General features: G+C 72.2%; 14 protein-coding genes. 8 read left to right on the top strand and 6 right to left on the bottom strand.

All coding sequences use genetic code 11. From position 1 onward, the window contains the following. Positions 1-73: 73 nt before the first annotated feature. From ABZY13_RS31140 to ABZY13_RS31125, 4 genes are all read right to left on the bottom strand, one after another. Entirely contained in the window at positions 74-1,519 is a 1,446-nt protein-coding gene (locus ABZY13_RS31140; RefSeq protein WP_356636703.1) for a glyceraldehyde-3-phosphate dehydrogenase, read from the bottom strand. 59 nt (positions 1,520-1,578) lie between these two features. Beyond that, positions 1,579-2,703, bottom strand: a complete 1,125-nt coding sequence (locus ABZY13_RS31135) for a serine hydrolase domain-containing protein (RefSeq protein WP_356636741.1) — start codon at positions 2,701-2,703, stop codon at positions 1,579-1,581. A gap of 339 nt (positions 2,704-3,042) precedes the next feature. After that, positions 3,043-3,480, bottom strand: a complete 438-nt coding sequence (locus ABZY13_RS31130) for a response regulator (protein ID WP_356636701.1) — start codon at positions 3,478-3,480, stop codon at positions 3,043-3,045. 2 nt (positions 3,481-3,482) lie between these two features. Then, positions 3,483-3,851, bottom strand: a complete 369-nt coding sequence (locus tag ABZY13_RS31125; protein WP_356636699.1) for a hypothetical protein — start codon at positions 3,849-3,851, stop codon at positions 3,483-3,485. A 128-nt stretch (positions 3,852-3,979) separates the two neighbouring features. Between ABZY13_RS31125 and ABZY13_RS31120 the strand changes: the two genes are divergently transcribed. The 6 genes from ABZY13_RS31120 (at position 3,980) to ABZY13_RS31095 (ending at position 10,172) form a co-directional block, all read left to right on the top strand. Then, complete coding sequence (locus tag ABZY13_RS31120; protein ID WP_356636697.1) at positions 3,980-5,566, top strand: ATP-binding protein; 1,587 nt, start codon at positions 3,980-3,982, stop codon at positions 5,564-5,566. A gap of 11 nt (positions 5,567-5,577) precedes the next feature. Further along, entirely contained in the window at positions 5,578-6,798 is a 1,221-nt protein-coding gene (locus ABZY13_RS31115; protein ID WP_356636695.1) for a SpoIIE family protein phosphatase, read from the top strand. 128 nt (positions 6,799-6,926) lie between these two features. Then, positions 6,927-7,622, top strand: coding sequence for a GAF and ANTAR domain-containing protein (locus tag ABZY13_RS31110; protein WP_356636693.1), 696 nt, complete (start codon positions 6,927-6,929; stop codon positions 7,620-7,622). A 180-nt stretch (positions 7,623-7,802) separates the two neighbouring features. Then, positions 7,803-8,858 (top strand): YihY/virulence factor BrkB family protein, encoded by a 1,056-nt coding sequence (locus ABZY13_RS31105; protein ID WP_356636691.1) that lies wholly within the window; start codon positions 7,803-7,805, stop codon positions 8,856-8,858. A gap of 141 nt (positions 8,859-8,999) precedes the next feature. Further along, positions 9,000-9,449, top strand: coding sequence for an SRPBCC family protein (locus ABZY13_RS31100; protein ID WP_356636689.1), 450 nt, complete (start codon positions 9,000-9,002; stop codon positions 9,447-9,449). Positions 9,450-9,608: 159 nt separating this feature from the next. Next, positions 9,609-10,172 (top strand): hemerythrin domain-containing protein, encoded by a 564-nt coding sequence (locus ABZY13_RS31095; protein ID WP_356636687.1) that lies wholly within the window; start codon positions 9,609-9,611, stop codon positions 10,170-10,172. Between the two features lie 156 nt (positions 10,173-10,328). On the opposite strand, the gene ABZY13_RS31090 is transcribed toward ABZY13_RS31095, so the two are convergent. Beyond that, positions 10,329-10,856, bottom strand: a complete 528-nt coding sequence (locus ABZY13_RS31090; protein ID WP_356636685.1) for a hypothetical protein — start codon at positions 10,854-10,856, stop codon at positions 10,329-10,331. A 182-nt stretch (positions 10,857-11,038) separates the two neighbouring features. Next, positions 11,039-11,494 (bottom strand): NAD(P)H-dependent oxidoreductase, encoded by a 456-nt coding sequence (locus tag ABZY13_RS31085; RefSeq protein ID WP_356636683.1) that lies wholly within the window; start codon positions 11,492-11,494, stop codon positions 11,039-11,041. A 98-nt stretch (positions 11,495-11,592) separates the two neighbouring features. On the opposite strand from ABZY13_RS31085, the gene ABZY13_RS31080 reads away from it, so the two are divergent. Then, positions 11,593-12,243 (top strand): class I SAM-dependent methyltransferase, encoded by a 651-nt coding sequence (locus ABZY13_RS31080; RefSeq protein WP_356636681.1) that lies wholly within the window; start codon positions 11,593-11,595, stop codon positions 12,241-12,243. Positions 12,244-12,456: 213 nt separating this feature from the next. Further along, the gene (locus ABZY13_RS31075; protein WP_356636679.1) at positions 12,457-13,839 is read left to right on the top strand and encodes an FAD-dependent oxidoreductase; all 1,383 of its coding nucleotides are present in this window, start codon (positions 12,457-12,459) and stop codon (positions 13,837-13,839) included. Positions 13,840-13,907: the final 68 nt, after the last annotated feature.

Genomic DNA, 13,907 nt, shown 5'->3' with positions numbered 1-13,907 from the left:
GGGCGTGCCCGCACTCGTCGGGCGGCCCCTCTCCATCGTCCGCGCCCGGGCCCGGCCCGCAACCCGGGCCGGGTCAGGCCACCGGCGCCGGGAACGTCGGGTACTCCACGCCGGAGACGTGCTGCACCACGCGGACCACCTGGCAGGAGTAGCCGAACTCGTTGTCGTACCAGAGGTAGAGGATCGCGTTGTCCCCCTCCACCTTGGTCGCGCCGGCGTCCACGATCGAGGCGTGCCGCGAGCCGATGAAGTCGCTGGAGACGGCGTCGGGAGCGGTGATGAAGTCGATCTGGCGCTTGAGCGACGACGTCAGCGAGACCTCGCGCAGATGGTCGAGGACCTCCTCGCGGGTGGTCTCGCGGGCGAGCTGGAGATTGAGGATGGCGATCGAGACGTCCGGGACCGGGACGCGGATCGAGCTGCCGGTGATCCTCGCCTTGAGATCGGGCAGCGCCTTGGCGACGGCGGAGGCGGCGCCGGTCTCGGTGATGACCATGTTGAGCGGCGCGGAGCGGCCCCGGCGGTCGGACTTGTGGTAGTTGTCCAGCAGGTTCTGGTCGTTGGTGAACGAGTGGACGGTCTCGACGTGGCCGCGCAGCACGCCGTACTCGTCGGCCATCGCCTTCAGCGGCGGCACGATCGCGTTGGTGGTGCAGGAGGCGCAGGACAGGATCCGCTCGTCCGGCTCGATGGCGTCGTGGTTGACGCCGTGCACGATGTTGGGGACGTCCCCCTTTCCCGGCGCGGTGAGCACGACCTTGTCGACGCCGGGCCGCAGGTGCTGGGACAGGCCCTCGCGGTCGCGCCATCTGCCGGTGTTGTCGATGAGGATGGCGTTGTCGATGCCGTACGCCGTGTAGTCGACCGTCGTGGGGTCGTCGCAGTAGATGACCTGGATCACGTTGCCGTTGGCGATGATCCGGCTGTTCGCCTCGTCGACGGTGATGGTGCCCTGGAACTGGCCGTGGATGGAGTCCCGGCGCAGCAGGGAGGCACGCTTCACGAGGTCCTGGGCGCCGCTGTTGCGCACGACCACGGCGCGCAGCCGCAGTCCGTTGCCGGAGCCGGCCTTCTCGATGAGCAGCCGGGCCAGGAGCCGGCCGATGCGGCCGAAGCCGTAGAGGACGACGTCGCGCGGCTCGCGGCGCTCGATCTTGTGGACGCCGGTGGCGCCGGCGACGGCCTCGGCGGTGAACTCCGCCACGGAAAGACCCCGGCCGTCGGCGCGGTAGGTCTCGGCGAGCATGCCGATGTCGATCTGCGAGGGGCCGAGATCGAGGGTGGTGAGGGTCTGCAGGAACGGCATGGTCTCGGTGACCGAGAGCTCCGCGCCGGCGATCTGGCGGGCGAACCGATGGGTCTTGAGGATGCTGACCACCGACTTGTTCACCAAGGAGCGGCTGTGCAGCAGGACGGTCACGTCCCGCTCGCGCTGCAGCTTCCCGATGATCGGGATCATCGCCTCCGCGATCTCCTCGCGGTGCTTCCAATTCGTGAACGAGTCGTCGTTGACAGTCACAGGTCCATCTTTCGAGCTAGGTGGCGCTCAGATGATAACCACATGACTTTCCGGCCCGTTCACCCGGTCATCGCCCGCCGGTCGAGCAGGGCGCAGACGGCGTCCTCCTGGACCGCCCGCAACCGCGCGACCTGCTCCGGTGCGGTGGTCTCGTTGATCTGGGCGGTGACGGAGAAGGTCAGCGAGCGGCGGCCGTCCGGGGTGGCGGCGATCAGCTGGGTGTAGCCGGGGAAGTTGCCGGTGTGGCCGAGGACGGTGCCGCAGCGTGTCGCGTACCGGAAGATCGCCAGTCCGGCGGAGTTGCGGCCGGGGCCCGCGGGCTGGGAGGCGCCGGGGATCCACCGCCGCTGGGCGCGCAGCACGTCCTCGCCGTACAGCGCTCCCCCGGCGTAGGCGCGGACGAAGCGGTTCATGTCGGCGGGCGTGGAGACGATCCCGCCGGACGCCCAGACGCCGGAGGCGCCGAGGACCTCGCTCACGTCCTGCGGGGGCGGTGGGGTGACGTCGTAGCCGTGCAGATACGGCTCGGGCATCCGGTGGTCCCGCGGGAGGCTGGTCCGGCGCAGGCCGAGAGGGCGGTGGACCAGGTCGGCGAGGAGTTGTTCGTACGTCGTGCCGGTGGCCGCCTCCGCCATGAGGGCGACGGCGATGTTGTCGGAGTTGGAGTAGCGGTAGCGGCTGCCCGGCGGGAAGCGCAGGGGCTCGTCCGCGACGTAGTCGAGCAGGCGGCGGGAGTCGAAGCGGCGGCGCGGGTCGGCGGTGACGTCGGCGAGGAACCGGGGGTCCTCGCTGAAGTCGGGCAGCCCGCTGGTGTGGTGCAGGAGCTGCCGCAGGGTCACGGCGGACCAGGCCCTCGGCAGCCGCGGCAGCCTCCGGCCCAGGGTGTCGTCCAGGCTCAGGCGCCCGCGGTCGACCAGGGTGAGGGCGACGGCCCCGCTGAAGGCCTTGGCGACACTGGCGATGCGCATGTGGTCGCCGGGGCGGGGCGGGCGGCCGGTGGCGAGGTCGGCGACTCCGGCGCGCAGCACCCGCCGCTCACCGTCCCGCTGGAGGACGGCGATCACGCCCGGCGGGCCGCCGGCGCCGCGGACGAGATCGTCGATCCGCCGCTGGAGCGCCTGCTCCGCGGGCGGGACGGGCGGCGGGGCGGGCGTCGCCGCCGTGCTCACGGCCGCCGGGCACAGGGAGGCCAGGCAGAGCGCGAGCACGCAGGCCGCTCGCACACGGGCGCGCCGGGACGGCCCCGGACGGCGAGGCGGGCCGGGCGGGGCGGACGGGCCGGAAGGAGGAAACGGGACGGCGGTACGAGACGGGATGGGCGGCGGAGACGGAACGGGACGAGGCTCCGGAGCCGGACGGAACTCCGGAGCCGGACGGAACTCCGGTACGGGACGGCGGGAGGCGGGACGGCGCGGCATGGCGGCTCCTGGGCGCTGGGCGATCCTGCCGCCCAGCCTCCGCCGTCCGCCCGCCCCCGGCCCGCCGGCGCTGCTCCGGTCGGCCCAGCCCCGCCTCCGCCGGGGTTACGCCTCCCGCGGCGGCTTGACGGCGACGTCCAGGTAGAAGGTGTCGATGCTGCGCACCGCCTCCTCGAACTCCTCCAGGTTGACCGGCTTGGTCACGTAGGCGTTGGCGTGGTGGCGGTAGGCGCCCGAGACGTCGTCCGGCGCCGCGGAGGTGGTCAGCACCACCACCGGGATGGTGCACAGCTCGGCGTCCTCCTTGACCACGGCCAGGAACTCGCGGCCGTTCATGCGGGGCATGTTGAGGTCGAGGACGATCAGGTCGGGGCGCTGCTTGCCGGGGTCGCGCAGGTATTCGAGGGCTTCGACCCCGTCGGCCACCTGGGTGAGGTTGCGGGCGCCGCGATCGGCGAGAGCGTCCTGGATGAGCATCGCGTCGGCGATGTCATCCTCGACCAGCAGCACGTCGTAGGGGCGAGTGGTGTCGGAGACGACCATGACTATGAACTCCGGGGGACTGGAGAAGGAGTGTGACGGGGGGTGCTGCTGGTGATCAGGCCCGGCCAGCGGCGCCGGGCTCCCTGACGGCTCATGCTCGACGCCCGGCCGATCTCGGGATAACCCGCGCCGGCCGCCGCCGCGGCCCTGGCCGCGTGATGCTCCAGGAGCTGAGCCGCCCGCTCGACCTGGATGAGCACCTGGAGCCGAGCGAGGGCCTGCCGGCGTGCCGCGACGACCGCGTCGTCCGTGCCGCCGGGCACGTCCACGGCACGTCGCGCGATCCGGCGGGCCACTTCGTCCACCACTTCGATCACGAGATCGGTCATCTCCCCGTCGTTCATGGGCAGGGGGAAGTGGGAGGCAGACATGCCACTACCCTAAGCGCCGCCGCACCTGCCGACAACAACCGTTGTCACCGGATGTGTATGGTGGGCGTTCCGCCGGGTGCGCCGCGCCGCCGCGGTCGTGTCGAGGACGAGGAGCTACGCAGGTCGTGATGAGTGAGCAGTCGTCCAGGGCCGCCTCCCAGGTCGCCGGCTGGACCACTCGCCGCTGGCTGCGGGTGAGCGTCGCGGTCACCCTGGCCGTCCTCGCGGTACTGGGCTCCCTGGGCGCCTGGGCGATGTCCCGCACCTCGGACCTGACCGACCAGCTCGTGGAGCGCCGGTCGCCCGCGCTGACGTACGCCGTGCGGCTGGAGACGGCCCTGGTCAACCAGGAGACCGGGGTCCGCGGCTACGGCCTGTCCGGACGGCGCGACTTCCTCCAGCCGTACCGGCAGGGCGTGACCGACGAGCGGACCGCGCTCGACCGGCTCGACCGGCTCACCGCGGACGACCCGCGGGGCCGGGCGGACCTCGCCACCGTGCGCCGGCTCGCGGACCGCTGGCAGGAGCAGTGGGCGCGGCCCATAGCGCAGGCGGACCCCGAGGAGGCGCTGCCGCTGGCCGAGCGGCGCGCCACCGCGGGCAACACGGCGTTCGACGCCCTGCGCGACGCCATGGCCCGGCAGCAGGAGCATCTCCAGCAGGAGCAGTCGGCCGCCCGGGACGACCTGCGCCGGGCGCTGACCGTGCGCAACGCGGCGCTCGCCGTGATCGCGGCCGTCATCGCCCTCACCGCCGTCCTGGTGTTCGAGGCGCTGCGACGGGGCATCAGCGCGCCGCTGGCCCTGCTCGCGCACGGGGCGCGGGAGGTCGGCAGCGGCCGCTTCGACCGGCCGATCACCGTGACCGGCCCGGCCGACCTGCGTCAGCTGGGCGCCGACGTGGAGTCGATGCGCCGCCGGCTGCTGGCGGAGCTGGAGTTCAGCGAGCGCTCCCGGCGGCTGCTGGACGAGCAGGCGACCGACCTCAAGCGCTCCAACACCGAGCTGGAGCAGTTCGCCTACGTCGCCTCGCACGACCTCCAGGAGCCCCTGCGCAAGGTGTCGAGCTTCACCCAGCTGCTGCAGCGCCGCTACGGCGGGCAGCTGGACGAGCGGGCCGACCAGTACATCGACTTCGCCGTGGACGGCGCCAACCGCATGCAGGTCCTCATCAACGACCTGCTCGCCTTCTCCCGGGTGGGCCGCGTGCACAACGACCACGCGCTGGTCGACCTCGCCCAGATCGTCGACCGCACCCTGGACACCCTCAGCGTGGCCGTCGAGGAGAGCGGCGCCCGGATCGCCCACGACCCGCTGCCCACCGTCGTCGGCGACGCCACCCAGCTCGGCATGCTCTGGCAGAACCTGCTCTCCAACTCGATCAAGTTCCGCCGCCCCGACGTGCCGCCGGAGATCCGGATCACCGTCGAGCGCGCGGACGACTTCTGGGAGTTCGCCGTCGCCGACAACGGCATAGGCATCGATCCGGAGTTCCAGGAGAAGGTGTTCGTCATCTTCCAGCGGCTGCACACCAGGGACGCCTACCCGGGCACCGGAATCGGGCTGGCCATGTGCAAGAAGGTCGTGGAGTTCCACGGCGGGAACATCCGGATCGACCCTGGTCACACGACCGGCACCCGCGTCGTGTTCACCCTTCCCGTTGAGCACTCCGCCGAGCATCCGGCGGCGGACGGCGCGCGAGAGGCACACCCGTGACACAGGCATCCGTGGGACAGACGCCACCCCTGCGCATCGCACTAGTCGAGGACGACGACGGCGACGCGCTGCTGGTGGAGGAGCTGCTGTCCGACACCGACCTCCGGTACGCGCTCGTGCGGTGCAGAACGCTCGCCGCGGCGCGCGCCGAGCTGGCGGTGCGCCACTTCGACTGCGTGCTGCTCGACCTGCATCTGCCGGACGCGTCCGGGCTCGGCACCGTCGAGGCGATCCAGCACACCGACACGCACGCCGCGGTCATCGTCCTGACCGGCCTCGCCGAGCCGCACGCCGGCGTCGAGGCGCTGGCCGCCGGCGCCCAGGACTATCTCGTCAAGGGCAAGGTCGAGCCCGACCTGCTGCAGCGGGCCGTGCGCTACGCCGTCCAGCGCAAGCAGGCCGAGCGTGCCAACGCGGCCCTCCAGGTGGGCCGGCTGCGCGCCCAGGAGAACGCCCGGCTGGAGCGCGGACTGCTGCCGACGCCGATCCTCTCCTCCCCCGTCGTCAGCGCCACCAGCCGCTATCTGCCCGGCCGGGAGCAGGCCCTGCTCGGCGGTGACTTCCTCGACGTCGTGCAGACCGACGACGGACAGGTCCACGCGATCATCGGCGACGTCAGCGGGCACGGCCCCGACGCCGCCGCGCTCGGGGTCTGTCTGCGCATCGCGTGGCGCTCCCTCACCCTCGGCGGCCACCGCGACCAGGAGCTGCTGCGCCTGCTGGAGCAGATCCACACCGCCGAACGCACCGGCAGCGACCTGTTCACCACCTGCACGCTCATCACCCTCGACCCGCACGCCGCGACGGTGCGGCTGCACCTGGTCGGCCACCACGAACCGCTGCTCGTCGGCCCCGACGGCGCCCGTGTCCTGGAGGCGCCGCACGGTGTCGCCCTCGGCATCGTGCCGGGCCTCGGCCAGTGGCCGTCCGTGACCCTGCAGCTCCCGCCCACCGGCACGCTGATCGCGTACACCGACGGCCTGATCGAGGGCTACCGGGACGGCGGCGAGGAGCGGCTCGGAGTCGACGGGCTGCTGCGCATCCTGGAGGAGACCCGGGAGTCCGACCCGGGCAAGCACCTCGACGCGGTGATCGGCCGGGCCCGCGGCCTCAACGCCGAGCGCCACACGGACGACCTGGCCATCCTGCGCCTGGACTGGGCCGCCCGCCCCGCCCGCCACGGCGAGCGCACGGTCCCGCGCCAGGCCCCCGGGCACGCCGCCCGGCGCTGACACCGCCCGCGGACCCGGTCGCCGAATTCATGGCGCCGGACGGTGCGGGGTCCGGGAGGTAGGCTGCGGTCACGGTCGGCCGGTCCGTCGGCCGGGCCGGCACACCGACGGGCGGGTGGTGGACAGGGATGGACTGGCGCGAGTTCGCCGAACGGATGGCCGCCTTCGCCCGGGATCTGCTGGCGAAGGACTCCACGCAGGAGACGCTCGACGCGATCAGCGTGCAGGCCGTGGGACTGCTGGAGGGCTGCGACGCCGCCGGCGTCCTGGCGCTGCGCAAGGGCGAGGTGGTCACTCTCTCGGCGTACGGCGAGATGGTCGAGGACTCCGACCGGCTGCAGGGCGAGCTGTGCGAGGGCCCCTGCTTCGACGCGGCCCGGCGCACCGACGGCGAGCGGATGTTCCGCATCGCCGACCTGACCCGGCCCCAGCCGGACTGGCCCCGGTACGCGCCCGCCGCCCGTGACCTGGGCGTGGGCAGCATGATGGGCTTCCTGCTCTACACCCGCGACGAGGACTACGGCGCCCTCAACGTCTACTCCCGCCGCCCCGGCGCGTTCACGGCTCAGAGCGAGACCGCCGGCCTGGTCCTCGCCTCGCACGCCGCCGTCGCGCTGGCCGCCGCCCGCACGGTGGACCAGCTGGAGCAGGCCCTGGACAGCCGGCACGCGATCGGCGAGGCGATGGGCATCCTGCGCGAACGCCACCGGCTCAGCGAGGACGAGGCCTTCGACGTGCTGCGCCGCATCTCCCAGACGCACAACGTCAAGCTCCGCGAGGTCGCCCGCACGATCCGCCTCGAGGCCGACGGCCGCAAGGGCTGAGGGCGTCGGCCACCGGGGAGTCGGCATCCGGGGACGGGGCCGGTGGACCGGCCACCCGCTGGGTACCTGGGGAGCAGACGACGCCGGCGCCGTTGGACCCGGCCTCGTCGGGGTGTCGTGGTTCGGACCGGAGCCACGGCACCGCTGCTTGAAGCGCGGCCGAGCGGTTACTCGGCCCCCATGGCAAAGCTGCATCTTCCTGGGCACAAGGAACACCGCGTCGACCCGAACCCCTCGCCCGAGGAGGCCGGTCCGGGGCCCGAGGTGGAGCGGGCGGCGCCCGACACTCCGGCCCACCTGTCGAAGCGTTCCTGGCTCGCGGTGCTCAAGGGCAGTGTGCGCGAGTTCAAGGACGACGAGCTGACCGACCGCGCCGCGGCGCTGACGTACTACGGGGTGCTGGCGCTGTTCCCGGCGCTGCTGGTGCTGGTGTCCCTGCTGGGCCTGGCCGGCAAGTCCACCACGGACCGGGTGCTGGAGAACGTCGAGAAACTCGCCCCCGGCCCGGCGCGCGACATCATCACCCGGGCCGTGGAACAGCTCCAGAACAACTCCGGCATCGGCTCGATCATGGCCGTCGTCGGTCTGGTGCTGGCCGTGTGGTCCGCCTCCGGCTTCGTCGCCGCGTTCATGCGCGCCTCGAACGCGGTCTACGACATGCCCGAGGGGCGACCGGCGTGGAAGATCCTCCCGGTGCGGCTCGGTGTGACCGTCGTGCTGATGGTCATGGCCGTGATCAGCGCGCTCATCGTGGTCTTCACCGGCGGGCTGGCGAAGGAGGCCGGGGAGATCCTCGGCGTCGGCGACACCGCGCTCACCGTGTGGTCGATCGCGAAGTGGCCGGTGCTGGTCGTCCTGGTCACCCTGATGATCGCGCTGCTGTACTGGGCGAGCCCCAACGCCAAGGTGCGCGGCTGGCGGTGGATCACCCCGGGCAGCTTCCTCGCCCTGGTGATCTGGCTGGTCGCCTCGGCCGGCTTCGCCTTCTACGTCGCCAACTTCGCCTCGTACAACAAGACGTACGGCACCATGGCGGGCGTCATCGTCTTCCTGATCTGGCTGTGGATCAGCAATCTGGCGATCCTGCTGGGGCTGGAGTTCGACGCCGAGACGGCGCGCCAGCGGGCCATCGCGGGCGGGCATCCGCCGGAGGCCGAGCCGTACACCGAGCCGCGCGACACCGCCAAGTGGGACGAGCAGGACCGGCGCCGGATCGAACGCGACGGCGGCGTCTGACGGCGCCCGCGCGCGGTGCTCCGACGCCCCGCGCCGGGCGATCCGACGTTCGGTGTCGGGCGATCCGCATTCGGCAGGAGTGCTTCGCCTGTGAACAGGTACCCGGAAAGCGTCCGGAAGCCGAAGAGCGAAGGAGAAGCGATGTCGAAGGTCGAGGAATCCATCAAGGTCGACGTCCCGGTGCACACGGCCTACAACCAGTGGACCCAGTTCGAGTCGTTCCCCGAGTTCATGGGCGGGGTCGAGCGGATCGAGCAGCGCACGGACACGCTGACCCACTGGGTGACGAAGGTGGGCGGCGTCCAGCGGGAGTTCGACGCCCGTATCACCGAGCAGATCCCGGACGAGCGGGTCGCCTGGACGACCGTCGGCGGGGAGGCCGAGCAGGCGGGCGTGGTGACGTTCCACCGGATCGACGACGGCACGACCAAGGTGATGCTCCAGATGGAGTTCGATCCCGACGGCATGACGGAGACCGTCGGCGACAAGCTCGGTGTGGTGAAGCGGCAGGTCAGCGGTGACCTCAAGCGCTTCAAGGAGTTCATCGAGAAGCGTGGCTCGGAGACCGGCGCCTGGCGCGGCGCGGTCTGACACGAGCGGCGAGGGCGGGGCCGCGGCCGGTGGGCCGCGGCCCCGCCGCCGTACGAGTGGCGGCATGTCACCGGCCGTGTCGGTGCGGCGCGCGCAGGGCACCCGTAGGCGGAGGCGGGACCGCAGGGAACCGCCGGCTCATCCGGAAGCGAGGAACACATGGGACATGGTGGAAACGTCATCGACGAACTGATGACCGATCACCGCGAGGTGGAGGAGCTGTTCGGCAAGATCGAGGCGCTGCCGCCCGGTGACAAGAAGCGCAAGCTGCACGCCGATCAGGTCACGATGGAGCTGGTGCGGCACTCGGTGGCGGAGGAGGCGTATCTCTACCCGGCCGTGCGCGAGCACGTCCCGGACGGCGACTCCATCGCCGACAAGGAGCTGGAGGATCACGCCAACGCCGAGCAGATCATGAAGGATCTGGAGGGCTGTGAGGCGGACGACCCGGAGTTCGACCGGCTCGTCGGCATGCTGATGAGCGAGATCCGTATGCATGTGGCCGACGAGGAGGCGAACCTCTTCCCCAGGCTGGCCGCCGCCTGTCCGCCCGAGGCGCTCGACCAGCTCGGCGACAAGGTGCGCCAGGCGAAGAAGACGGCGCCGACCCGGCCACATCCGTCGGCCCCGGACAAGCCGCCGATGAACAAGCTGATGGCGCCGGGCGCCGGGCTCGTGGACCGGCTGCGGGACATGATGACGGGGCGCGGCAAGGAGCAGTGACCGCGGTCGGCCGGGGCGGCGCGGACCGTGCCCCGTCCGGGCACGCGGGCCGCCCCGGCGGACGGACCGTGATCCGTCCGGGCGCGCGGGCGGTGATCCGCCCGGGCCGGGGGCCGCGGCCCGTGGTCCGTCCGGCCTCGCGGGCGGGTGCGGCCGTCAGGCGACGAGCTGGTTCCCGGAGCTCAGGCGGTCCAGGAGACCGTCCTGGTGCAGTTCGGCCACGGGGAGCACGAGGTCGGGGTGGCGCAGCAGGGCCGCGGCCCGCCGGTCACGCTCGTCGGGGTCGAGCAGCCGCCGGAACTCGGCGGGCGCGCCGCCCGGCCGGCCGTCCTCGGCGAGCGCGGCCACCGCGAGACGGGCCAGCTGCGGGTCGGTGAGCAGCCCGGCCGCCCAGCTCGCCACGACCTCGTCCACCCAGGTGCGCCAGGCATGCCCGTCGGGGTCCGCCGCGTCGGTCGTATCCGCGCCGGTCACCCAGTCCAGGCGGGCCGAGCCGCCCGGACCCGCCATGACGACCAGCGCGGCGTCCATGGGCGTCGGGTAGCGCAGCCGCGCCGCGACCGTCACGGCCTGCCGTGCCTGCGCCTCGCACAGGGCGGCGGCCATCGCTCCCCCGGACGCCGGGTAGGCGCACGTCAGCCACTGTGTGGTGGCCGCTATCAGCGGGGAGAGGTCTGCGAGCACGTCGAGGGCCGTCCGGTGCGCCTGCGGGTCGGGGGGCTGGACGGAAACGGTAGCCCGCGACCCGACCGCGAGGACATGGCCCAAACCTCATCCGGGACGTGGTTTCGGCCACACCGCGGCTTCTTCCGGTACGCGGCGCGGCCGGACCGCCGTCTCCGCTGGCACGCGCCGCGACACGAGCGCTACGGCTCCATGAGCCCGGCGGCCACCGTCGCGCCGAGTTCCCGGCAGGCCTCGGTGTCGGCCCTGCCGGGCTCGCCGGTGACGGTGACCGCGCCGGCCGCGCGCCGCCAGCCGAGACCGGTGGTGATCGTCTCGATGCCGCGGACGGCGCCGGTGACGTCGTTGCCGCCGTGGACGTAGTAGCCGAAGGGCCGGCCTCGCGTCTCGTCCAGGCAGGGGTAGTACACCTGGTCGAAGAAGTGCTTGAGCGCGCCCGACATGTAGCCGAGGTTCGCCGGGGTGCCGAGCAGATAGCCGTCGGCGGCGAGCACGTCGGACGCCGTGGCGGACAGCGCAGCGCGCCGCACGACCCGGACGTTCTCGATGTCGGGGTCCGTCGCGCCGTCGACCACCGCCTCGAACAGCGCCTGGCAGTTGGGCGACGGCGTGTGATGGACGATCAGCAGGGTGGGCACGGTGAGAACCCTAGACGCCGCCCGCCGGGTCCCGTTGTCACCCCGGGTTCCGGATGCGACGATGCCGGGCACCGGCACACCTGGCGAAGGGAATCCATGTGACCGAGGGGGATCACCGAGCGCGCGGCGCCGAGGTGTTCGACGCGATCGGGGCGCGGTACGAGGAGGCGTTCGCGGGGTCCGAGGCGCACCGGGAGTCGCTGGAGTGGCTGCTGGAGCGGCTGGCGCCCGGGAGCAGGGTGCTGGACGTGGGCAGCGGCACCGGCCGGCCCACCGCCGACACGCTGGCCGCGGCCGGCCACGAGGTGCTGGGCGTCGACTTCTCCCCCGTGATGGTCGATCTGGCCGTGCAGCGGGTGCCGGACGCGACGTTCCGCTGCGCCGACATCCGGGAACTGCCGCTCGTGACGGGGTTCTTCGACGCGGTCTGCGTGTACTTCTCGCTGCTCCAGATGACCCGCGCGGAGCAGTCCGCCCTGGTGCGGCGGCTGACGGCGGCGCTCCGGCCCGGGGGGTACGTGATCCTGGCCACCGTGCCCCTCGACGTCGAGGGCGTGGACGCCGTCTTCATGGGCCGGCCGGTGCGGGTGACCAGCTTCGGCGCCGAGGAGTTCACCGCGCTCGCGACCGACGCGGGACTGACCGTGCTGCGGCGGCAGAGCACGGTGTTCACGCCGGCGCATCCGGAGGCGGTTCCCGAGCCCCATCTGTACCTGTACTGCCGGCGCGAGGCGGGCGCGGGGAGCTGATCCGGGCGGGCCGGGGGTCCGGCAGCGCGGTCGGGACCGGCTGCGGCGGCGGCCGGGCCGCCCAGGGGCCCTCCGCCTCCACCCAGGTGCGCCTTATGCTTGGCATAAGATCGCCTTATGGGCCCATAGACCGGACCCCGGTACCAGGTAAGGCTTGCCTTAGCTTAGGCTTCCCGTCGAGTCGTTTCGTCACCACTCGAAGGGAACCCGATCATGCCCCGCCCCCTGCGGGTAGCAATCGTCGGCGCCGGTCCTGCCGGGATCTACGCCGCCGACGCACTGCTCAAGTCCGACGTGGCCGCCGAGCCCGGCGTGTCCATCGACCTCTTCGAGCGGATGCCCGCGCCGTTCGGACTGATCCGCTACGGCGTCGCCCCCGACCATCCCCGGATCAAGGGCATCATCACGGCCCTCCACCAGGTGCTGGACAAGCCGCAGATCCGGCTGTTCGGCAACGTGGACTATCCCTCCGACATCAGCCTGGACGACCTGCGCTCGTTCTACGACGCCGTGATCTTCTCCACCGGCGCGATGGCCGACCGGGCCCTGCCCATCCCCGGGATCGACCTCGACGGCTCCTACGGTGCCGCCGACTTCGTCTCCTGGTACGACGGCCACCCGGACGTGCCGCGCACCTGGCCGCTGGAGGCCGAGAAGGTCGCCGTCCTCGGCGTCGGCAACGTCGCCCTGGACGTCGCCCGCATCCTCGCCAAGACCGCCGACGAACTGCTGCCGACGGAGATCCCGCCGAACGTCTACGAGGGCCTGAAGGCCAACAAGGCGCTCGAGGTGCACGTCTTCGGCCGGCGCGGCCCGGCGCAGGCGAAGTTCAGCCCGATGGAACTGCGCGAGCTGGACCACTCCCCCAACATCGAGGTCATCGTCGACCCCGAGGACATCGACTACGACGAGGGCTCGATCGAGACCCGGCGCGGCAACAAGCAGGCCGACATGGTCGCCAAGACGCTGGAGAACTGGGCGATCCGCGACGTCGGCGACCGGCCGCACAAGCTCTTCCTGCACTTCTTCGAATCGCCCACCGAGATCCTCGGCGAGGACGGCAGGGTCGTGGGCCTGCGCACCGAGCGCACCGAACTGGACGGCACCGGCAACGTCAAGGGCACCGGCAAGTTCACCGACTGGGACGTCACCGCCGTCTACCGTGCGGTGGGCTACCTCTCCGACAAGCTGCCCAAGCTCCCGTGGGACCTCGACTCGGGCACCGTCCCGGACGAGGGCGGCCGGGTCATCGAGGAGAGCGGCGCGCATCTGCAGTCGACGTACGTCACCGGCTGGATCCGGCGCGGCCCGGTGGGTCTGATCGGTCACACCAAGGGCGACGCCAACGAGACGGTGTCCAACCTGCTGGACGACTTCGCGAACGGCCGGCTGCACACGCCGTCCGCGCCCGAGCCGCAGGCCGTGGACGCGTTCCTCGCCGAGCGCGAGATCCGCTTCACCACCTGGGAGGGCTGGTACAGGCTGGACGCCGCGGAGAAGGCGCTGGGCGAGCCGCAGGGCCGCGACCGGGTGAAGATCGTCGAGCGCGAGGACATGCTCCGGGAGAGCGCCGCCGGGCCGGCCGCCACTCATTAAGACGGGCCGCTGTCCATGGGAAGCCGCGTCCACTGGGAGAGGTAGCACCCATGGAGACAGGTCGCAGC

This window comes from Streptomyces sp. NPDC006610, from assembly GCF_040611575.1.
GTDB lineage: Bacteria > Actinomycetota > Actinomycetes > Streptomycetales > Streptomycetaceae > Streptomyces.
This window is presented reverse-complemented; position numbering and strand designations above follow the sequence as displayed.